At 36.4% G+C, this 21,532-nt stretch carries 17 protein-coding genes; 5 read left to right on the top strand and 12 right to left on the bottom strand.

The features are described 5' to 3' along the window. Nucleotides 1-255: 255 nt before the first annotated feature. Genes C1724_RS23635 through C1724_RS23620 form a run of 4 tightly spaced genes read right to left on the bottom strand, consistent with a single transcriptional unit; the run spans nucleotide 256 to nucleotide 8,024 of the window. On the bottom strand, nucleotides 256-4,719 hold the full coding sequence (locus C1724_RS23635; RefSeq protein WP_102349244.1) for a hypothetical protein: 4,464 nt from the start codon (nucleotides 4,717-4,719) through the stop codon (nucleotides 256-258). Continuing rightward, a complete protein-coding gene (locus C1724_RS23630) occupies nucleotides 4,697-5,443 on the bottom strand; it encodes a DUF6063 family protein (RefSeq protein ID WP_102349242.1) in 747 nt (248 codons plus the stop codon). Before C1724_RS23630 ends, C1724_RS23635 begins: the two co-directional genes overlap by 23 nt. Then, nucleotides 5,440-6,954, bottom strand: a complete 1,515-nt coding sequence (locus C1724_RS23625; RefSeq protein WP_258000514.1) for a hypothetical protein — start codon at nucleotides 6,952-6,954, stop codon at nucleotides 5,440-5,442. Before C1724_RS23625 ends, C1724_RS23630 begins: the two co-directional genes overlap by 4 nt. Then, entirely contained in the window at nucleotides 6,945-8,024 is a 1,080-nt protein-coding gene (locus C1724_RS23620; RefSeq protein ID WP_102349238.1) for a Wadjet anti-phage system protein JetD domain-containing protein, read from the bottom strand. Before C1724_RS23620 ends, C1724_RS23625 begins: the two co-directional genes overlap by 10 nt. Before the next feature lie 427 nt (nucleotides 8,025-8,451). Between C1724_RS23620 and C1724_RS23615 the strand changes: the two genes are divergently transcribed. Continuing rightward, a complete protein-coding gene (locus tag C1724_RS23615; RefSeq protein ID WP_102349236.1) occupies nucleotides 8,452-9,411 on the top strand; it encodes a DMT family transporter in 960 nt (319 codons plus the stop codon). Nucleotides 9,412-9,821: 410 nt separating this feature from the next. Here the strand turns inward: C1724_RS23615 and C1724_RS23610 are convergent, their stop codons facing one another. Then, the gene (locus C1724_RS23610) at nucleotides 9,822-11,348 is read right to left on the bottom strand and encodes a malate:quinone oxidoreductase (RefSeq protein WP_102349234.1); all 1,527 of its coding nucleotides are present in this window, start codon (nucleotides 11,346-11,348) and stop codon (nucleotides 9,822-9,824) included. A 635-nt stretch (nucleotides 11,349-11,983) separates the two neighbouring features. Here C1724_RS23610 and C1724_RS23605 point away from each other — a divergent pair. Next, on the top strand, nucleotides 11,984-12,289 hold the full coding sequence (locus tag C1724_RS23605; RefSeq protein WP_102349232.1) for a hypothetical protein: 306 nt from the start codon (nucleotides 11,984-11,986) through the stop codon (nucleotides 12,287-12,289). 180 nt (nucleotides 12,290-12,469) lie between these two features. Here C1724_RS23605 and C1724_RS23600 read toward each other — a convergent pair whose 3' ends face one another. From C1724_RS23600 to C1724_RS25855, 3 genes are all read right to left on the bottom strand, one after another. After that, a complete protein-coding gene (locus tag C1724_RS23600; RefSeq protein WP_142386591.1) occupies nucleotides 12,470-13,360 on the bottom strand; it encodes a hypothetical protein in 891 nt (296 codons plus the stop codon). Nucleotides 13,361-13,441: 81 nt separating this feature from the next. Continuing rightward, on the bottom strand, nucleotides 13,442-14,329 hold the full coding sequence (locus C1724_RS23595) for a TIGR01777 family oxidoreductase (RefSeq protein ID WP_102349228.1): 888 nt from the start codon (nucleotides 14,327-14,329) through the stop codon (nucleotides 13,442-13,444). A gap of 422 nt (nucleotides 14,330-14,751) precedes the next feature. Continuing rightward, nucleotides 14,752-14,916: a hypothetical protein gene (locus C1724_RS25855; RefSeq protein WP_180994430.1), complete on the bottom strand. Its 165-nt coding sequence runs from the start codon at nucleotides 14,914-14,916 to the stop codon at nucleotides 14,752-14,754. A 147-nt stretch (nucleotides 14,917-15,063) separates the two neighbouring features. On the opposite strand from C1724_RS25855, the gene C1724_RS23590 reads away from it, so the two are divergent. From C1724_RS23590 to C1724_RS23580, 3 genes are all read left to right on the top strand, one after another. Continuing rightward, a complete protein-coding gene (locus tag C1724_RS23590; protein ID WP_102349227.1) occupies nucleotides 15,064-16,857 on the top strand; it encodes a SpoIID/LytB domain-containing protein in 1,794 nt (597 codons plus the stop codon). A gap of 352 nt (nucleotides 16,858-17,209) precedes the next feature. Next, nucleotides 17,210-17,830: a YitT family protein gene (locus C1724_RS23585; RefSeq protein WP_102349225.1), complete on the top strand. Its 621-nt coding sequence runs from the start codon at nucleotides 17,210-17,212 to the stop codon at nucleotides 17,828-17,830. A 104-nt stretch (nucleotides 17,831-17,934) separates the two neighbouring features. After that, nucleotides 17,935-18,375: a cell wall hydrolase gene (locus tag C1724_RS23580; RefSeq protein ID WP_102349224.1), complete on the top strand. Its 441-nt coding sequence runs from the start codon at nucleotides 17,935-17,937 to the stop codon at nucleotides 18,373-18,375. Nucleotides 18,376-18,510: 135 nt separating this feature from the next. Here the strand turns inward: C1724_RS23580 and C1724_RS23575 are convergent, their stop codons facing one another. The 4 genes from C1724_RS23575 to C1724_RS23560 all read right to left on the bottom strand — a co-directional run bounded on the left by C1724_RS23575 (nucleotide 18,511) and on the right by C1724_RS23560 (nucleotide 21,069). Then, nucleotides 18,511-19,245, bottom strand: a complete 735-nt coding sequence (locus tag C1724_RS23575) for a hypothetical protein (RefSeq protein ID WP_102349222.1) — start codon at nucleotides 19,243-19,245, stop codon at nucleotides 18,511-18,513. Nucleotides 19,246-19,429: 184 nt separating this feature from the next. Continuing rightward, nucleotides 19,430-20,203, bottom strand: coding sequence for a hypothetical protein (locus C1724_RS23570; RefSeq protein ID WP_102349220.1), 774 nt, complete (start codon nucleotides 20,201-20,203; stop codon nucleotides 19,430-19,432). Between the two features lie 142 nt (nucleotides 20,204-20,345). After that, a complete protein-coding gene (locus C1724_RS23565) occupies nucleotides 20,346-20,567 on the bottom strand; it encodes a helix-turn-helix domain-containing protein (protein WP_102349218.1) in 222 nt (73 codons plus the stop codon). A 10-nt stretch (nucleotides 20,568-20,577) separates the two neighbouring features. Further along, nucleotides 20,578-21,069, bottom strand: coding sequence for a DUF2975 domain-containing protein (locus C1724_RS23560; protein WP_102349216.1), 492 nt, complete (start codon nucleotides 21,067-21,069; stop codon nucleotides 20,578-20,580). Nucleotides 21,070-21,532 lie beyond the last annotated feature (463 nt).

Raw genomic sequence — 21,532 nt, 5'->3', positions numbered from 1 at the left:
GTTTATAGCCTAGTTGAAGTGATTTTCATGTAGAGGTATTGTGATAAGAAATGGGAGCTTGACTAAATTGTATGCTTTTTTATGTAATTGTCAAGCATTAAATATATGGTTTCGATACCATCTTTTTTGACTATTAATTAGGATACTCAAGTTGAACACCATCCCTCTCTAACCATCCATGCCGAAGAAAAAAATCCCACTTTCAAAAAAGTGAGATTCTTTTTATTTATTCTTCAATATTAACACTCTTTTACCTTACTGCCCTACTTCCTCCCCCTGATATATTCTAAACGCCGGGACAATCGTATCCGAAACAATTTCTTTGCCTTTTTCCCTAATGAAATCCAATTTATAATAGACTTCAAAACGTTGGCTGATTTCTGTTTTTACCAGCTCAGGCGGTGTAACGACGATGAATTGGAATTTCAGTTTTTCAGCTACCGCAAAGATTGGGTCAAGGACATGTGCGGATGCTGCTTGTCCAAATGGATTATCACAAACTAACGGAACCCAGCTGGAATCCGTTTCACTTTTGACGGATAAAAGCATCATCATCATTACCATACGAGCGGATAGCTTTTGCCCGCCGCTCCCATCTGATTTCGTTTTCGAACCTTGATTAATCGTTTGCCACGATGAATAATGCTCACGTTGCGGCTTTCCGTACATAAATGCATTATCCGTCCGCATATTATAGACGAGCAACTCTGGATAGCGATTGCGCAGCGAAACAAATAATATTTGCTCATCATTAATAAGCTGTTTAATTTCTTGATCTAAAGCTTGGTTATAATCATCAATTTGTTCAAATTGTTTCGTAATTTTATTTATAGCCGTAACAAAATGCTGTTTGAGTAGAGGTTCAATATCTTCTGCTTTTTTAGGTAAAATATCTTCTTTAAGCTGGACAAGCGGAAACGATCCTCGCTCATTTTTCAGTTTCATCTTCGCAATCATCGACCGAATCGCCTCGGAAATACTCATCACCTTCATGCTGGCTCGGCTGGCCCAAAAGCTTTGTGCCTTTTCCGCTCTTTCTTTGTCACGCTCTAATTGCTCCAATCCGCTTTGTGAAAAACGTTTCATATTTTTTACAATCGTTTGGATATGCGAATAATGCCTTGTATCCAAATGGTCCAGAGTTGTTAACACTTCATTTTTAAAGCGAATTTCCCAATCTTTACTTTCAATCGCAAGCTTTAAATTGCGCAGTGATTGTTCAATTTTCGCATGTTTCTCTTGCCCTTCCTCTTGAATACTTTGATGTTCTTCGCACCAAGATAGAATACACTGCTTTCCTTGCCGCTTTATTTTTTCTAAATCCTCTTCCGTGAAGGTTGCAGCATCCTCTTTCAAGATCACGGATAACGTTAATAGATCACCTTCATACCCCGCAATTGTCGTTTCTGTTTCTTTTTGACGTTTCTCTGTATGTTTGACATCATCTTTTGCTCGCTTAGTTTGATCTTTAATTTCAACAGCCTTAACTTCAAGATCAAGGTCTTCCCATTTTTCAGGCTGTTTTTCATGTTTCTCTATCTTCTTGCCGGCCTTGTCACGCTGGACGATCGCATGCTGTATAGAGGTTTCGGCTACGGTAACTGCCGTGCCTTGCTCACGTTCATCTTTTTCCGCTGCCTTTGTTTCCTTCTGTGCTGATTGTAGCATATTTTCCAAGATACTAATTGGTTCATCTGGTTCCGGAGCGTCTTTCCACTCATTGTTTTGGGAGCTTAGTTTTTTCTCTAATTTCTTTTGCTGTTTTTGTTCGGTTTCTTTTTTCGCTTGAATAACAAGTAGTTCGCCAGCCTGTTCTTCTTTTGATTTTTGCAGCTGTTTGAGCTCATCTACGCTGCCAGTGATCTCTTCTAATAGATGCTGAGATAAACGCGGGACCCCTTCGTATAGCTCTGCTTTTGGTTCAGCAGGAAAAGTCGCGTCCTCGATAAAGATGGCTACTTCTTTTATCGATTGTTCGGTCGTCAGTTTCCATTCTAAATACGTTTGATTCCACTTGGCTTGCATGTCCACGATTGACTGGTGTTCATTTCCGATTTCTTGCTGCTGGCTAACTAAAGTTTCCTTTAGTTTCTCTTTTTCTAGCTTCACCCGTTTATTTTCTTGGTGAACCGTTTTTTCACGTTCAAAATCGCTTAAGGTTTCCACATCTTTTGAAAGCTTTTCAAGCTTTTGCTTTGCCTTTTCCCGCTGTTCTTTCAGCTGCAGTTGGTATTCTTTTTCTTTTTCTTCTTGAGCCGTAATGTCCTGTAGCTGCGTTTTCTTTGTAAGCAAATTCGTTTGTTCTTGTTGGATACTTTTTTCAATCTCAACTGATAGCTCCCCTGCTGAAAACCGATCAATTTCTTTTAAAATCCGACGCAGGGTCACTTCTGTTTTCTCAATTTCTATAAGTGTTTCTTTCTTTTGATCAATTTGTTTAGCAATCTTTATTTTCCATGTGCTAAATTGGTTTTTATCTACTAACAGCTCCTGCTCCGTCCCGTTGATAATGACAAACGTGGAGACCTGATGATCACTATTCATTTCCTCTCGCAGGAAAATCGGTACAGGACTTTTAAACATCCGTCCTGACAGCACCTGCTGATTTACTTTTTGCCATTGTTGCCCGTTTACAACTAAACCATATGGAAGCAGTGGATAGGTGATAAGCAATATAGCCATTTCTTCAGCCGGTAACGATTGAAGAAATTGTGTGCCATAAAACACGTCAATCCCCGTTTTTTCGTCGATCCATTCCTTTAATTCTTTTACATCTTTATTGGGCACCCAGAATGGCTCATCATTTAACGAATGGTCCAGCTGCGATTCCCACAATTCCTTCTTCATTTGTTCCGCTTGCTCTCGATTACGGCTTAGCAGATCTTCAATCTTAAGGGCATACTTCGACAGTAGCGCTTGCGTAAACGGTGCCGAGTCATCATCGAGCAAACCATGCAGCTTATCGGCCAGCTTGGTTTCTTTTTGCTTTTGCTGGTCATTCGCATCCTTAAACTGTTCAAGTTTTTCTTCTAAAAATTGAATAGCTTGGACGAGCGTTCCATGCGAAGTGGCCAGTTGGTTTTGCTTTTCAGTCGACGTCTTTTCTTTCGCATTTAACTCAACTAATATTGCCTTCTTGTCGTCAATTTGCTTAGTAAGGCCCTCAATAAAGCCATTCAAATCATAGGTCAGACGGTCGCCAAATTCTTTGATCAGCGCTGTTTCCTTTGTTTCAAAAGCATGAATTTGAGAATAAAGAAAATCAATTTCTGCCATAACTTGAGCAATGCCATTTGTTTTTTGCTTATCCTGCTGGGCCAGTTCGGTTGCTTTTTTCTTTAAAAACTTCTGATAGCCAACATATTGTTTAACAGTTTCCTGCAAAGCTTGATAAGATTGCTCCCATTGCGCTGCGGTTTCTGTTTTGATTTCAGCCATTCTTTGATTCACTTGCTCTAACCTACTATTTTGCTCTAATTTAGCAATTTGCTGTGAAAGTGAGCGAATGCTTTGTTCGTTTTCATACCATTCTTTCAATAACGCCTGAAAGACCAACTGTTCTTTCCGTTCTTGTTTCTCGATCACTACTGCTTGCAAAGAGGCGTGTTTCTTCTTTTCTTCAGCTAATTTCTTTTCCCAATCTAGGACCTCTCTATGTGCTTTTGCATACTCTAAATTGTCTTTTTGATAGCGTAAATCCTCTTGCCTACTCGCTAATTTTTCTAGATCCTTCTCTAACGTCAGCAGCGTTTCTCTTTCGGTTTGCAGCAAATGCTCTAAAGCACCTAGCAGCTGCCTTCCAACCTTTATATCGGTCTCAATAATTTCTTTATGCAAAATTCCCTTTTCTAAATGCTCTTCGAAAGGGACAATGTCTTCTAAAAACTCTTTATGGGCTTGCTCTCTTTTTAAAAGCACAGGCAGATCCTTCGCAATACTAGCCTGACTCTTAAAAATTTCGACTAGATCATTTTTTTCATGTTCCGTACGATGCAGAACCTGACTGATTGTAGGAATGATTCGTTTTTGGAACAAAGAGTGATCATCCTCCGCTCCTTCGAAGAACTTCCCAACTCCACCTTCATCTTTGTTAATATCCTTCATAATATCCCAATCTTTACGATTAATGCCGTATGTGTCCAGGATGCGGTAATGTTTTTTCGTATCGCGATATACATCATAACCATTCCATTTTAAATAATCCTTCAAGCCTTCGGTTTCAGCAACCTCATCATTTTCAGTGAGAGGAATATGCTCAAGCGCTGCCTCTTCTTTTCGTTCAAACTCTCTAGTATAAAAGGTAATATTGGGGAGGATCTTAGCTTCTTGTTCCAATGTTTTCTGGTCATTTCCACTTTCCTCACTCATTGAAATCCGCTGTTCGGCGGAGAACATGCCGCCAGTGATCAAATGGCGCTGATCCGTTCCGTCCAATTCCCATTGAATAACGACATGAAACGTATAGGGAACAAATTGCTCTTTATGGTTAAAGAAGAATTGCTGATAATAGCGGTTATTTTGTTTGCCCCATGACGTTCCCGGCTTAAGAACCTGAAAGATCGTTTGCAGAAAAACCCCTTTACCTCCACCATTCATCATCGAGATCAGCCCGTTTGTGGAGGTCTCATCATTATGGAAGCTAAAGGTGGTATCTTTATATTGCTTTTGCATACCATCATACTTGAGGCCCACAATTCTAATTCGATTGATCTTCGGCATGCTCATCCTCCTCCGACGTCATTAATTTCTTTAACAGTTCATAGCGATCATAATCATGATATAAATATTCAATCCGTTCAAACAGCTCTTGTTTCGGAATCGCTTTAGGGATATCATCACGATCAAGAATGATAATAAGTCCCTCCGTTTCTAATAAGCGCATCGCACTTGCAATGAGTCCAATTCTCGTCCGGCGATTGGCTTTTTTCACTCCATAATCTTCGGTATCGACCTCCATGTATTTCCATGTGGTCACCACTTCCTTCATATCAATTCGCTCTTCTTCTCCGAATCTAGGATTTGCTTTGAGGTTGCTATCCCAATTTAATATCAGGTCGTTCACTTGCCGTTCTAATGCATAAAAGCTGATCCCTTCGCGCTGAGTTCGAATTTTAGCAGCCTGGTTGCGATCAATGATTGCTAAAAACGACATAATCACTACGTTAATCAGATGAAAGTGTTTTTTCGTTTCAATTTGCTTATGCTTTTCTTTCATATGGGTAAAATTCGTCGCAAACACAGAGCCGGTGGGCTGAACCACTAGTTGTATACGTTTAGGCGATTCAATGATAAATGTACCGGATTCATCTGCTAATAAAAGCACCGTTTGCCTCACTTCCGGGTCAAAATACGTCTGAAAATGTTCACTATTATCGTCGATCACCTTGTCTTTTAATAACGAAAAATAGATAGCGGATGCTTTTTTGACTATTTCTGCACTCATTCTTTGTCCTCCTCGACACATATTTTAAAAGGAGTCATTTTCATCTGATACCACCGGAAAGGCTTTCCACGAGGATCAAATTGTGTAAAAATCTTTGTGCCCTCAAATACTGTAAACTGCGGATAGTCTTTCATCAATTTATAAAGAAGAATCTCCCGTTCATCATTTATGGTTTCTTCCTTTCGATACTGAACTTGTACCTTTAACGGCTTTTTATCAAACATCATCCATAAATCAATTGTTTCTGATTCTTCAAACCATAAATCCTGTACTTCCAATGGCAAGTTCGCTAGATCGGCGAGCGAAAACTCCCCATAGGTTTGCAGGTATTGAAAAACATAACTCCAAGCCTTCACGACAGAATCCCAGTTTGTCACGCGCTGACGAGGAAGCTGTTCCTCTACTTCCTCCTCAATGACTGAATCGTTACGTTGCGTTTCATCGAATTCTTGTTCACCCCAGATCCAATCCAGCGGCAAAATAAATTCATTCTTCGGAGAGAATAAAGGAGCAAGCACTTTTTCAACTGCATCGAAACTTTGAACTCCTTCCTTTTGCAGCCAATTTTCATAAATATGCTCACGAAATGAAACCAAACTAGTTTCCCAAAACAAGGAAGGATTTTCTGCTTTTAATTTAATCTCATAAGAGATATTTTGTATTACCAATTTAGCGAAACGATCATGCAGCTGTCTTGTATGGCCAATTTTTTCTTGAAGTAGCATCAATTCTCGCTGAATATAATCGTCTGTTTCATTTCTTTGAATTGTTTTTTCGATCATGCTCGTAATCGTCCGAAAATGTGTTTTTTCTTCTTCAAACTGGGTCTCAATTTCATCACGATTGTCGGCCCGTTGCCATTCCTCTTCAATCAATAAGATTTTAGGATTATTTATCATTTCCTTTTGAAAAGTGAATTCTTTTGCCATTAAGCGGTTAACCCTTGAAATGAGGTGATCGAGGTTTCGCGTAGCTTTTCGAAAATTACCGTTTTTAATCAGTTTCATGCTATAGAGTTGTTCGATCGTGATTGAGAATTCCTCAGCCATTTCCCTGCTCATAAAAATCATTTCTTGCGCAACATCTGTGAGTTTATAAACAATCGTGCCCCCCATCTCTAAATTCGTATACGATTCATCCATCGTGACATATCGAAAAACCTGCGTTTCCCACGTTTGTCTTATTTCATCATAATATAAGGCTTCAAACGGCTTACTAAACTCTTCTTTACCCTGATACAATAGCCCACTTGTAATCCGATCAATTTGCTTATCATCTGCTAGCAGCTTCATTTGTTTAATAGCATCCTCAACCATGTACTTGATATCAGACTTCCGCCTGCTTTCATCATCATTTAATTCTTTATAAAAAATGGTTAGTAGTACTTGCATGAGAATAGTTTGGAGATGCGGCTTGAGTTCTCCTACTTCCATACCTCTGCCAAGCTCAAACAGTGGATTTAATCGTTGCATTCGCTGGGCAAAACCTTCCCATGATTCGTTCACATCCATCTCCCCCATGTTTCAATTGTTAACACTTCTTGCGGGATTCGTTTTTTTTCTTTCCATAAGTTCAGAAGTACCGTTTGCTCCTCTTCCGTAAAATATCGTAAGAACGTATCACGATAGTTGATATTGTTTGGTGTTTGTCCTATGCTATGGTCGTCATTTCTTTGTTCTATACATTCGAGCATTTTGCGATAAATTTTTAAAGCAGGCTCGATACAGCAATCCGGATAGTTTTCAATCAGACGAATTAAGATTCCATACCCTGCTGCATCAAGGTCACCTACGTAATAGACAAGATAGTTTTTTGGCGGAAACATTTTAAAGAAAAACGAAAAGCTGCGTTCTATTTTTGTTGCGTCCCCATAAATAATCAGTTCGGGGTCATAATCAAGTTGATTCATTTCCAATAGTTGAATGGCAGTATGAAAGAATGATAGATTTTCGATAATCAGTACCCTTTGAATTTCTTTCATTTCTTTACCCTGCTTCATCCAAAATACAAACGGCTCCCCGTAGTTCTCTACTTTAAGCTGGTTTTCTGAAATTCCGATTCGAGATAAAAAGCCTTTTCCATCCGGAAAGTTATCATTGTCCTGTAAGAATTTTTCATGACCAAAAAGTTCTAGGCTTCTTTCTTCCAAAGATACAATTCTGCGATCCTGACTAAACTTAAGAAACGTATATAAACTCTGGACTCGATTCCATTCGTCCTTCGTTTGCCATTCGGGATGATGTTCATAATAAGAAAAATCAAACTGATCACTTAATTTCATCATCTCAAGACGATCCCATTTCGTTTCCTGAACCTTTATATTCACCCAGTAATATAATGGCAAGCTCGGGGTTCTGCCATTATATTGATTATTATGTATAGGGGTCAGTTGTCCCTCTGATTCCAATGTTTCGATTGAAGTATAAAACAGCGAATAACCATCCATTTCAAAATAATCATCCATAAGCTTGCGTAACTGCAACTCCAAATCATTTATATTAATCTTCTTTTTTTGTTTAGGGTGTTGAATATCTGCTATAAAACCTCGCACCCGCGTTTCAATAATATCGATTGTACTCACCTACTTACATATTCTTTGTGTTTTAGGATTTAAAGAATTCCTAACAACAAATTTCGACATCCTTCTATTATAAACTAGTTATCATATTGGCGCTAGAACCGGTGAGACAGGCGAGGTAACCAGTACAAAATATCGTTAACCGTTCGCATATTAAAACGAGGAAGTCAAAATATCCTATGCGAAATAAGTGAATTTTTACAAAATTATCAAAATTATGTATGATAATAATAGAATGCCTTTTGCTCGCACAGCTAAAATTCAGCGTTATAGTGATCAAATAGAAGAATAATTTCAAAGTCCACGTTAGAATCAATTACAAAATGATAAACGGGAGAGCTCGTGGTACCTCTCGAACATGAAATTTGTAGGGACCTGTTTCAATTTGGTTCCTATTAAGATTTACATAAGTTTAGTAGGAGGAATCACAATGAACGGTAATAAATTTTTATTAGGTATTCTCATGTGTTTAATAGCTGTTATATCTTGGGGCGGAATGTTTCCTGTAATGGGGAATGCCCTAACGATAATGGACCCATTTTATTTCACATTGTTAAGATATGGATCAGCGGCTCTAATATTTATTTTATTGCTAATCGTATTAGAGGGAAAAGGAAAATTATCTACGGAAGGCCAAACAGGAAAAGTATTCTTTTTTGGAACGATGGGTTTTGCTGGGTTTAGTTTCCTTGTGTTTTTAGGACAACAATTAGCTGGACCATCAGGGGCTGTAATAGCGGCCGTTATAATGGCTGTTCAACCTTTGCTTGGAATTATTGTAAATTGGGTGACTAAAAAAGCTGCTCCAAAGTTTGTTACAGTTCTGTTTATGTTAACAGGATTAATAGGAGTCGTGATGGTTATTTCCAAAGGAGATTTACGTGTTTTCGTATCTGAAGAAGGTAATATATTTGCCAATCTATTGATCTTAATAGGTGCATTGTGTTGGGTTATCTATACATCAGGCGGGAGTTCCTTTCCAACATGGTCACCGTTGAGATATACTACTGTAACGACAATCTATGGAGTCGTTTCAATCAGTATTATTGTGGGATTTGCAACATTAGTTGGGTGGTTAAAGGTTCCTACCCTCTCAATAATAGGCGATGTTTCGGGAGCCCTCCTATATATGATATTTATCGCTGGGGTGCTAGCCGTTTTTGTTTGGAATTATGGTAATAAGATTATTACTCCAATAAATGGAATTCTATTTATGAACTTGGTACCGATAACTACCTTTATCATTTCTGTCATTCAAGGTTATCACTTAACTATATTTGAATTAGTAGGAGCTTTAATAACAATTGCTAGTTTAGTAGCGAACAATATATATATTCGAAAATTAACTAAGCAAATTTCAACACAACCAAAAGTTAAAGCCGCACAATAAATGGGAGACTAGGTTTACCTAGTCTCTACTTTTTTCCTGATTCTATTGGTTTAGACTACTTTGTCTGATAGGACAGTAAATTCTTCACTACTCAAATGGAAGCAATTTATTCAGATTTAGCCCATGAAAAGGCTTACTAAATGGAGTACAATAGCTTCAAGTAGTGAAGAATGTCCTTGAAAAGGAAGATTACCAAATGATCGAAGGAGGGTAAAATAAAAAGAGGACTTACTAATTAAATAGCTGTACCAGGCATCATTAGAAGAGCTTGATCCCTGGTACAAGAATGTTAAATCATTATCGAATTTTAGTTGATAGAATGTAAAACTTCATCAACTTGGATAGATTCTCTTAAAGAGGTCATATTGATGACAGCGAAATTAGCTGTGAACAGCACTCTTGAAAATCTATCAAACCATTGCTGGAACTTTTCTTTCCGGGCGAACTTCCGCTTGTTGGTCTGCTAAACCAAGCGCCTGCGCTGTTGAACTATGAATTTCTTGCAGAAGCTCTGGATTTTCCATAAGTGACACACCGTAGGAAGGAATCATTTCTTTAATTTTAGGTTCCCACTCTTTGCTTTGCTGTGGGAAACATTTTTTAATTACTTCAAGCATAACATGAACAGCAGTAGATGCACCTGGAGATGCGCCCAATAATGCAGCGATCGAGCCGTCACTTGCAGTAATTACTTCCGTCCCAAATTGAAGTGTTCCTTTTCCAGCAGCCGTATCCTTAATAACTTGTACACGTTGGCCAGCTACTACTAAATCCCAATCCTCGCTTTTCGCATTCGGGATAAACTCTCGCAGCTCTTCCATGCGTTGTTCTTTAGATAACATAACTTGCTGAATCAAGTACTTTGTCAATGGCATCTCTTTTGCACCAGCTGCCAACATAGTTAATATATTGTGCGGCTTTATAGACGTTATTAGATCAAGATTTGAACCATATTTTAAAAACTTAGGTGTGAAACCGGCAAATGGTCCAAATAGCAACGATTTTTTATTGTCAATAAATCTTGTGTCAAGATGTGGTACCGACATTGGTGGTGCACCAACCTTAGCTTTTCCGTATACTTTAGCATGATGCTGCTCTACAACTGCCGGATTATTACATACCATAAATAATCCACTTACTGGGAATCCTCCAATATGTTTTCCTTCAGGAATACCGGATTTTTGCAGTAAATGCAGGCTGCCGCCACCACCACCAATAAAGACGAATTTTGCAGTATGGTTTTCAACAGTACCGTTATCAAGATTTTGAATTTTCAATTTCCACATACCATCGCTAGTCCGTTTAATATCTTTAACACTATGACTATGATTTACTGTGACATTTTTATTCTCTAAGTGTTCAAACATCATGCGGGTTAAAGCACCAAAGTTGACATCCGTTCCAGTGTCAATTTTTGTTGCCGCTATAGGTTCATTTGATGCGCGGTCTTCCATAATAAGCGGAATCCATTCCTTCAGTTTTTCTGGATCTTCGGAAAACTCCATCCCTTTGAATAGAGGATTGTTGACCAGCGCTTCAAAACGGTTCTTTAAAAAAGTTACATTTTGTTCGCCTTGCACTAAACTCATATGTGGCAATGGCATGATAAAGTTTTGTGGATTTTGGATCAGCTTGCTGTTTACAAGATATGACCAAAACTGCATTGATACCTGAAACTGTTCATTTATATTAATAGCTTTAGTAATATCTACTGATCCATCCGGTTTTTCAACTGTGTAGTTAAGCTCACACAGTGCTGCATGTCCAGTTCCGGCATTATTCCATTCGTTAGAGCTTTCATCTCCAGCTTTTGCAAGTTTCTCAAACACCTTAATTTCCCATTCTGGTACCAATTCTTTTAATAGTGTACCTAAAGTCGCACTCATAATTCCGGCGCCAATTAAAATGACGTCTGTATTAGTTCCTCTGTTGCTCATCTATATCATCCTTATCTACTAAATTTGCAAAAAGGATGTAGGCGCTCCTGCTTAGGCGTACAGCAAGCCAGGACGCGTCCTAGCCACACACCATTTCTGCAACAATAATAAACTTTTAATAGTGTATCACTATTTTTTAATAATCTTCTATTAGTGTATCACTTTTGTTAAGATATTAAAATATTTATTTACTATAATATGACAGTTGTAAGCTATTTATAATTATATGACACTTTTATGCTCTTTAGATAGAGCTGATTTGTTTTACTCTACTACAGAGACGGATACATAAGTGATTTAATATCCAACTAAACTTTAAATATATAGTTCTAAACAAACTTCAATTCCTATTATATCACTTTTATTCTATAGATTAAAATCATGTATTTTATTCACTTTAATTCCAAAGATATACATAAAAAGAACCATACCTTTCAAAGTACAGTTTTGTAAACATCCTTAGATCACTTTGAGAAATTGAACTCCCATACCCTTCCTTAATATCTTAAATTCCCGATATATTATAATTTGCCACAATAATCTGCATATGAAAACACTGAAATAATTGAATGTCATTTCTGTACTGGTGGGCATATACTACAGGGATCTTATTTAGAAGGAGTGCGAACGAAACGATGAATATTAATCATGATTATTTGAGAAAACATCACGGTGGTGGTGGTCACGCTTCCTGGGGCCATGGAGGTGGCCATGCTACTTGGCATCATCATGGTGGGGGTCATCCAACGTGGGGACACGGTGGGCATTGGCATGGTGGCTACTATCCGGGAGGATTTGCATTAGGTACACTTACAGGTGTGGCATTAGGTGCAGCAGCTGCTCCGCCGCCATACCCAGTACCAGCTCCTTATCCTGTTCCAGCACCATATCCGTACCCTTATCCATATCCTGGAACTAATCCATATTATCCCCAATATTAATTTCAAAAATAATGCCACACTTTTAAAAGCGTGGCATTTTAAAATACTTTTTAATTTTTACTCCTTTATGAATATCATACTTTTCAGTAATGATATAACATTAATTTGCACTGATTGATTGTTTATACCATCCGATCTAATAATTTATAGTTTTAAAGTATGCTTTGTTTCTACTGCATCCTACGAACTCCCTCCACATCCAGAGCAGCTCGAACAACTACTTCCACCGCCAGAATCACCACTGTCATCATTGCTTCCAGTTCCACAAAAAGCAGCTGCAGAACAACCGCTTGTATGATTCGCTACGTTAGCAAACGTGTAAAGTTTGGCCATTTCCCAATATTCATCATAATAAAAATATGAATAGAATATTAGCACTGTAGACAGAGCGGACAGATTTCCAAATGTGTTAACTCTTAAAAACTCTCCTTTTTTATTCTTTTTATAAATCTCTTCGGATTCTTTTAATTGATTCTTTAATCTATGAATTAAAAACTCAACCAATTCTAAATTATCTTCAGTCGTTTTAAAATATGTTTTTTTTAGGTAATCCATATTTTCGTTCTTAAAATCTCTCAGTAAATCAGAGTTCAGTGGATGCCTAAAAAAGTCACCCCACGTTTTCCAGCTATACTCCGTAATTTGAAAAAGCTGTGAATAGACCCAATCAAACAGAGCACGTTGATTAGGATCACCTTCTCCCTTAAGGTTTGGCATATGGTGTAGCATGCCACCATAAAACTTTGATGTAAAATTATGATACGGTTGTGTAAAAAGAATCAGTTCATGCCATACTTCATCTACCTCTTCACTAAACATCGGGACTTGTTTCATAATAGAATTTAATAGAAAATACCGCTTCAATTCAAAAAAACACCATTCAAACTCATCTTCTGTCATTTTAGGATGGTGCTCCAGAAGTCTTTTCTTTACCTTTTCAATATAATCTCGATCCAATGTTTCATGTAATTTACTTTGAATCTGAAAGGCTGGTACTTCATTTAATAAACCAAGGCTAGCCGGGATATTTTCTCTTGATAGCTTTGTAGGTTTACGTTTATCGACGACCATCCCAACAACAATCAAAATAACAAAGACGATTATGATTCCAACTACAATTTCCTATGATATCACTTCCTTCCTAGCTTATATTTAATGAAGAATATCATGTAAAGTTTCATCTAGAGTGTTAAAAGTAAATATGTAGCCTTCCTGTTCCAGACGTTCAGGGATTACCCAACGACTTTTCAGCACCAATTCTGTTTCCGTCTTTATGAACATCGAACCTAATTCAAGCATCCATTTAGGTGCAGGAACACCAAACGGTCTATTCATTGCAGCTCGTAATTTCTCCATCAGTTCCTTATTTGTAACTGGGTGTGGTGCTGAACAATTGAATACTCCATTTAAATCTTCTCTTTCCTTTAGAAAAAGAACGATTTGGAATAAATCTTCAACATGGATCCAACTAAATTTTTGATGTCCAGATCCTTGAACACCACCAAGTCCAAATTTCACTAGATTTTGATAGGGCGTCATCACCCCTCCGCCTTTACCTAACACAATGGCGATCCTCAAAGCAATTTGTCTTGTTTCAGGTAAATGAAACGAAAAGAAGGCATTCTCCCAGTTCTTTGCAACCTCAACTGAAAATCCTGAACCAATCTCTCCATCTGTCTCTGTCATCGGGCGATCTTCAGCGTGGCGATAGATGGTTGCTGTACTTGAATTCATCCATACCTTTGGAGGGCTTTTACACTCGGTTAGTAATGTTCCTAGCACATTCGTCGTTTCAATTCTTGAATTCATAATACTTTCTTTATTTTCCGGATTATATCGACAATTAACTGATTTACCGGCAAGATTGATTAACAATTCAGCACCTTCTAATGCCTCGAGTATGGATGTTTTATCATCCCATGAAATATGCTGAGATTGTCTTGAAATGATTTTCACTTCATAACCAAGCTGGTTAAATTGATTTTTAAAATATGTACCAATGAATCCTGTTCCTCCGGCTAATACCACTTTCTTGTGCATACTATCAACTCCAGTCTCTTAAATGAATTTCAAGCTCACAATCCCAATTTTTGAAACAACACGAAATTCGTAGTTTATAAGTTTTTATATTTATGTTTCTATTTTAAATTCGTATTCCTGTTAACTGAAAAAGAAACCTTAATCCGATCCGATTTTTTACCTCTAGTTGATTTGGAACATTTTCTTTAGCCTTGTACTAATATCCATAATTCTCCGAATATCCAAAGTGTGAAAAAAGTATTAAAGCTGAGCCATTTTTTAAAAAGAAGTAATTAGCTACATTAACTTTACTCTTTATTAAGATTAAGATTACTTGTTTGTCTGATGCTTGATCTAAATTTAAAATGAGTAACAATATCATAAACCCAACGTCTCTATAATTTAACCCTAACATAAATTACAAGAAAATTTAATCACAACGCCTACCAACATTTTTTCAGGAGATATTCTCCAAATAACTTCATTTTACAAACTGCGATCGCATCTTTTGTTTTAAGCTCATCTGTATCAAAATCTTCTCTCTTCATTTCATTAATTAGGTTATTAACTGAAATCATTTTATCTAGAGCATCTACGGTTTGTTCCATATCATCAATTCCATTCAATAATTTCCATTTTAGTATTTATTCATTTTTTCACAGATAATCACCTTGCATTTTTGAAAAAACAAAATAAAAGTAAGACTTTTGTACAAATTATAGATACGAATCACAATTTTACAATTGAGGTGAGTAATGATCAAACGTCTTCACATTATATCCATATTGGGTTTAATAACCCTTACTTTATTAATCGTTGTCATCTATCCAAAGTTTATCGAAAATCAATTCGAGGAAAACCCCACTGCTCCCTTTTTAAACATAAATAACGGGACTTTCAGCCCGAGTTACCCATTAATTAATGTAAAATTATTGAATTATCTAGGAAATGTAAAAGAACTAATATTTACTATTACGGGGCAATACCAACTAAATGAAAGAGTTCTGAATGAAAACAATGAATATAAAATCCAACTAAATAATGGACAATTAGCATTATATGAAAATAAATTCCTCCTTGATGAAGGAACATCATTAGTACTTAGACCAATTGAATATAACTATGAAACAAAAATTTCTATTAATAATATGCCTTATTTAGGGGTGATCCAATTCATTGCAGAAGGTACCTCTATTCGTCCGATTAATACATTGCCTATTGAAGATTACTTAAAAGGAGTCATCCCCCATGAGATGCCTGCTTCATGGGACCTTGATGCTCTAAAAGCTCAAACAGTAGCAGCACGTACTTTTGCCTTATCACACCAAGGTAAAATAATAGACGACAGTACAAATTACCAAGTGTACTCAGGTTATGCATGGCATCCAAATGCTACAAGAGCCGTAAATGAAACAAATGGTCAAATTTTAAAATATAACGGTGATTTGGTATTAACTGTTTTTTCATCTTCAAATGGCGGAATTACAGAGACTAATGAAAATGTTTGGGGAGGGAACGCATTACCATATTTACCAGTTAAGGTGGACCCCTACGATCCTGTCTCGCCTTGGAGTTTTTCAGTAGATCAAACCCAAATCGATATAACAGGATTCGATTTACATAACCCTGAGCAATGGTGGAACGATGTCAAAGAGAGGAATCCAGATATAGCAAACAATATTAAAAATTGGTTGCAAAAAAATGGTTATCCAAACAGTGAAATCAAACTTATAGCAATTCCTGCTCTTTCCTTTGCAGAACAACGAACAACGGGAAAACGTGTTCAAAAAGGAGATATAACGCTACAGTTTGCCCTGCGGCATACAATAACAAACGAATTTATTAGAAACAAAGATAATTCACTTCAAATTCATGAAGTGAAACTAGAAAATACAACCGCACAACGAATACGATCGATGCTAGGTCTTAGTTTGATTAAAAGTTATCTTATTGACAGTGTCGACTACAACGGCAAATCGTATGTTATTTCCGGGCGTGGGTTTGGCCATGGTGCAGGTATGAGTCAATGGGGAGCTAAGCAGATGGCAGATAAGGGAAAAAGTTACCAAGATATATTATTGCATTATTATCCCGGCACAACATTAACATCACTAGAAAATTCTAGTGAATCCAACTTAGAGCCGGTGGAAACTACACAAGAAGTTCTATTAAATATAGGCAACAAACTAGCTGTCGTTAATGGTACTACATTTTCTTTGCTTGAAGCGCCATTTATAAAAAATAACAGAACATTAATTCCGCTGCGTTTTATAAGCGAACAATTAGGAGCAAATGTTCACTGGGATCCTTTAAGGAGGACCATTACTATAACGGATCAAAATCGCTTATTGGTATTAAAAGATAGAAGTAAGGACTTAACGGTGAATGGAAAATTGGTGCAAATGGATGTGGCGCCCGAAATCGTCAATGGAACTACATTTGTTCCGATACGATTTGTTATAGAGCAACTGAATGGGAATGTGGTTTGGGACCCTGTTGAAAGGACTGTGTTTGTCAAGCGAAAAGTAGTCATTAAACAGCGCTATTAAAAAGATATGTTATAGTCTATCGTCACCGATGGTACTGTTCGTAACAGTGAAATGTAAAGCCTGTATCCCTTAGTTCCAAAGGTAATTACGATACAGGCTTTCATTGTTTCGGTTGATATTTATTGCCAAAATCAATGTGCATCCATCACCCTTTTCTGTAAATAGCAAACCTTTCCTAATATGTAATTGTTATGTAATTCATAGGCTCTACCTCCATTTTGAGATTAATATTTTAATAGAGTTGAGAGAATTCGGTGAAATTTAGGACTTGTAGAACATTTTCCTAATCTATTGAAAGCATCATGATTATGATGTTTACTGAAATTAAGAACTAAATAATTGGAGGTTATTAATGAGTCTTACTAAGAAACTTTGCTTCGTTTTACTCGGACTTCTTCTTACAACATTCGGACTTAAATTTCTTTCTTTACAGTCTCTAACCTTCGGAGGTACAGCAGGGATTGCATCGTTACTCTCCAATATGAGTCATTTTTCATGGGGATTTTGGTTTTTCATCGCAAATTTACCTTTTTTCTTTATATCGTTACAACAACTTGGAAAATGGTTCACCATATCCAGCCTTCTTTCTATTACCTTCATAACACTAATCCGTTCATGGATAGATACATGGTTACTTTCATTTAATCTTAATATGATCGCGGTTTCAATACTGGCCGGATTGCTCATAGGAATCGGAGTAACCTTAGTTTTAAACAATGGTTCTTCATTAGGAGGTATCCATATTCTTGCTCTTTACCTAGATAAAAAGTTTGGTTTCAATAGAGGATTAATTATTTTCATCTGCGATAGCCTTATTATTTTATTTGCACTAACGATGGTCGGATGGCAAAAAGCGCTTGTATCCATTCTATGTATTTCAATCGCTAGTAGTATTATAGGTCGATATAAAAAGGCACCTATCCAGGAAAGCGTTTCAGATGAAGATCCAAGTCTTTTAGAATCTAAGGTCTAGAAAATCGAGATTGCCGCTTCTTCTTATTTTTACAATCAGAGAAATTATATAAAGCCCACATTTTTATTGGTTTCTTTCATACACTTCTTTTAGAGGTGATAAATGTGCCGAGAGTAAAGTATACCGACAGTGACGTTGCTTTAATGGCAAGGATGATGCGAGCTGAAGCTGAAGGTGAAGGGCGTATAGGAATGCTTATGGTTGGTAATGTAATTGTAAATCGATTAAAAGCTAATTGTTTAGATTTTGAAGGCCTAAAAACAATACCTCAAGTGATTTATCAAGTCCAAGGGGGAAATTATTCTTTTGAAGCAGTACAAAAAGGAAATGTTTTTTATAACAGAGCAAGAAGTGTAGAAAAAAGATTAGCTAAACAAACCTTGGACTATTGGAGAGAACATCCTTCTAAGTATGCTCTTTGGTATTTTAATCCGTATGCTCCATGTCCACCTACATGGTACGACCAACCAATTTCAGGACAATATAAAGAACATTGTTATTATGAACCAAAGGCTAATACATGCGAAGGTGTTTATAGATGGTAAAAAAACATCCCCACACATTGTAAGGGGAACTAATAATACTTAAAAACTAATACAAAAAAGACGACTTAGTTCAATACTGAATTTCTTAAGTCGTCTTTTTTTGGTATGACCCTAATGATCCCTTGATTATGTTGGTTAGCGTTTATTACTTGGATAGGTGAATGGCTCTGTTTCATCAAAAGTAATAGTCTTAGCTATATACTTTGTTCCATCCCAATCATATTCAATTCTTAAACGTCCAATCTGACCAGCTGGAGTAATAAAAACAGTCGTAGATCCATACAAAGTACCCTTTTCCGTCCAATAATCTTCTACAGACCCCACACTTGGGCTAGTAAAGTATGTATCAGGCAGATAATTAAATTTTGCAATATCAACTACATATTTCTTTTTTTTAGTTAAAATGGTTACTTGATCACCATGTCTTTCCATCTTTATCAGACGTTTTACGGCAGCGTTAATGGGTTCAACTGGCACCTCTTCATAGTTTCTATTTGGGTTATGCATTTGATTTAATACATGAACCTCCTTCATGGAGACTCCTGAACCTGAACCAGCAATCAAAACAACGATGATATCCTTAAAGGTGTCATCATTTATATCTTCATAAATTAAATCTGGTGTAAATTTATCATTATACCAATCTGGAAAGTGATAGAGCAATTCTTCAGGGGGAATTCCAACTTGAACGGTAAAGTTTTTGTGAGCCATCCAATTTCCTTCTATTTTATCCGCCATTAAAAATATGTGATCGTACTCTGCGTCCGAAGTAGCATGTGATAAAACAACTTGGTCACTAGCACCCGCTTCGGCAATATTACATAATAAAACAAACAGCATAAAAAAGCTTATGATTGCTCTTTTAATCATTTTTTTCCCGCCTTTTTTGCATAGTGTTACCTTAAGTTAATGTATTTTTACAAAAGACAGAAATTTTATTTATGACGGATTAATCTTTTTTCAATACTTCCCTATTATGTTTCCTTATGACTAAAATGGCGTTCCAGCTTAAAGCAGAACCTCCTTACACTATAAGGAATTGTGTTTGCACTCGTTAATCCCCTTTATAATACGGTGGTATACTGCCTTTTTCGCCATTAGCCGTTAAACTTCCTCTTTCAATTTTATAGGATAATTCCCAAGTACCCCTTTCAGTACCTTTTTTCCAATTCTCTGTAAATGAAACAATATAAATTTCATCTTCGATTTCTTTTACATTCGTTTCTCTTTTAACTTCATACCCTTCAATAGTACCTTCCCATATACCAATTTCCTTAGGAAAGTGCTCTATAACTGTACCTTGCCCAGAAGTTGCAAAGTGTACAGCATCTTCTTTTGTAAATGGCGGCATTGGCGGAGAAGTTAATTGAAAATAGCCCCAACATAGTACGACACATGCTATTGGTATTAGAAAAAACATTTTTATATTTTTGCTTGATAAATGTCTTCGATATAGCCATTTATCAATGATGGCATATAGGATTGCAGCCACCATTCCGAGCAGGGCAAATGTCACTGATGGAAAAAGTAGTCCGTTCGCTAATCCAAAAACGCCAAGAATGAATACATATAGCCAATCATATTGGCGGAACCACTTTCTTTGCATATACTCTATCAGTGTTGAAACTAAATTTCCGTAGATTAGGATAATTACGCCAATATACATTAGATATATGAAGAACCACCCGATGAATTGATTTCCTTTGTTATAAGGCAATTCAAAACCATCTATAATACTAAAAAAAACTAATACTAGCGAAAAAATAGTTGTCGCAACGAAAGTTGTCGTTAATTTCCTAATAATAAGGTTTCCCGTTCTAGACTCCATAATGTTCTACTCCTTTTTTAAGTAGTTTACAATACAAAACGTCCATATTACTACTATTATAAATTAGTTATTTATATTCCTTTCATACAAAAAGCGAGTGCTTGTTTAGCACTCGCCCCCGCCTTGTGAAATTGCTTGTCTATTATTTATGAGTGTCTTCATCACTTTTGTATTCTAAAATATCTCCAGGCTGACACTCTAAAGCTTTACAAATTGCCTCTAAAGTTGTAATTCGAATCGCTTTTGCCTTTCCATTTTTCAATATAGAAAGGTTAGCCATTGTGATTCCAACTCTTTCCGAAAGTTCTGTTACGCTCATTTTCCTTTTAGCAAGCATGACATCAATATTAATAATAATTGCCATTGTTATCACCTCAGACTATTAAGTCATTTTCCGATTTTATATCAATCGCTTCTTGTAAAAGTCTTTGAAGAACAGCAGCGAACACTGCGATTACCAAAGAAGCACCTATAATGACCATTCCGATCAATGCGAGACCAGGTGCGTCATCCCACTCAGCTATGATAAAAATAAATGGTAGGACTACTACATACAAGCCACTGATTGTGATCGCACAGTTTTTTATTTTCTTTAGAGCTCTTACAGATAATTCTGAGAAAGCTTGGTTTTTGTCAATATAACTTAAAAGGCTTAATGCTTGATACAATGCTAAGTAAAACGGTATGGTCGATACATACATAACAATTAAAATGGCAAATACCATATAAGCCAACTCTGAACCTTTTTTTGCTTCTTCAATCGCTACAGTAGCTATTTGCGGCAACAAAAATATGCACAAAGCAAGAACTGGAATTCCGATAATAAAAACAGCAATCTTTAAAAATAATGTTGAACCTCTGTTCATAAAAAAACACCTCACTTATTTATTGTCAATTTGAATTTAACACACGATTTATTGTTTTACAATAAATTTTTATTTAATATTGTTATATTTTTATTGTATAGAAAATTAGTTTTTTATACAAAGATAAAAAGCATTCCGAAAAGAAATGCTTTATAACTTAAAATGTAATCATTAAATTTATTCTATTCTACGAAATTTTTGTATTACCTGAATTGTTAATATCACACTAATTATAATTGCCACTATCAGTACAATTCTTTCATCCTTTGAAAAACCAAATTTATCACTCACATACAACGTAACAATAGAACTTAAGGCGTTTAACCCAAATAGTACTCCCCAAATAACTTCTTTGAATTTTTTATATGCGCTGTTCCCTATTAAATACTTAATATAAAAGAAACAGACAATGCCTATACCAATGATGATAAGCAATGTCTTACTTAAAGATGTAATTATGGTT

Origin of the sequence: Bacillus sp. Marseille-P3661 (genome assembly GCF_900240995.1) — a bacterium.
Taxonomy (GTDB): domain Bacteria; phylum Bacillota; class Bacilli; order Bacillales; family Bacillaceae_J; genus OESV01.
The sequence above is the reverse complement of the archived record's forward strand: the minus strand, read 5'-3'. Positions and strand labels throughout refer to the sequence as shown.

What these genes read in the sequence shown, in the direction of transcription:
- C1724_RS23565 (WP_102349218.1), bottom strand. Translation starts at nt 20,567, where the DNA reads ATGGCAATTATTATTAATATTGATGTCATGCTTGCTAAAAGGAAAATG.
- C1724_RS23625 (WP_258000514.1), bottom strand. Translation starts at nt 6,954, where the DNA reads ATGGATGTGAACGAATCATGGGAAGGTTTTGCCCAGCGAATGCAACGA.
- C1724_RS23605 (WP_102349232.1), top strand. Translation starts at nt 11,984, where the DNA reads ATGAATATTAATCATGATTATTTGAGAAAACATCACGGTGGTGGTGGT.
- C1724_RS23595 (WP_102349228.1), bottom strand. Translation starts at nt 14,329, where the DNA reads ATGCACAAGAAAGTGGTATTAGCCGGAGGAACAGGATTCATTGGTACA.
- C1724_RS25855 (WP_180994430.1), bottom strand. Translation starts at nt 14,916, where the DNA reads ATGGAACAAACCGTAGATGCTCTAGATAAAATGATTTCAGTTAATAAC.
- C1724_RS23610 (WP_102349234.1), bottom strand. Translation starts at nt 11,348, where the DNA reads ATGAGCAACAGAGGAACTAATACAGACGTCATTTTAATTGGCGCCGGA.
- C1724_RS23575 (WP_102349222.1), bottom strand. Translation starts at nt 19,245, where the DNA reads ATGATTAAAAGAGCAATCATAAGCTTTTTTATGCTGTTTGTTTTATTA.
- C1724_RS23630 (WP_102349242.1), bottom strand. Translation starts at nt 5,443, where the DNA reads ATGAGTGCAGAAATAGTCAAAAAAGCATCCGCTATCTATTTTTCGTTA.
- C1724_RS23585 (WP_102349225.1), top strand. Translation starts at nt 17,210, where the DNA reads ATGAGTCTTACTAAGAAACTTTGCTTCGTTTTACTCGGACTTCTTCTT.
- C1724_RS23570 (WP_102349220.1), bottom strand. Translation starts at nt 20,203, where the DNA reads ATGGAGTCTAGAACGGGAAACCTTATTATTAGGAAATTAACGACAACT.
- C1724_RS23615 (WP_102349236.1), top strand. Translation starts at nt 8,452, where the DNA reads ATGAACGGTAATAAATTTTTATTAGGTATTCTCATGTGTTTAATAGCT.
- C1724_RS23590 (WP_102349227.1), top strand. Translation starts at nt 15,064, where the DNA reads ATGATCAAACGTCTTCACATTATATCCATATTGGGTTTAATAACCCTT.
- C1724_RS23600 (WP_142386591.1), bottom strand. Translation starts at nt 13,360, where the DNA reads ATGGTCGTCGATAAACGTAAACCTACAAAGCTATCAAGAGAAAATATC.
- C1724_RS23560 (WP_102349216.1), bottom strand. Translation starts at nt 21,069, where the DNA reads ATGAACAGAGGTTCAACATTATTTTTAAAGATTGCTGTTTTTATTATC.
- C1724_RS23635 (WP_102349244.1), bottom strand. Translation starts at nt 4,719, where the DNA reads ATGCCGAAGATCAATCGAATTAGAATTGTGGGCCTCAAGTATGATGGT.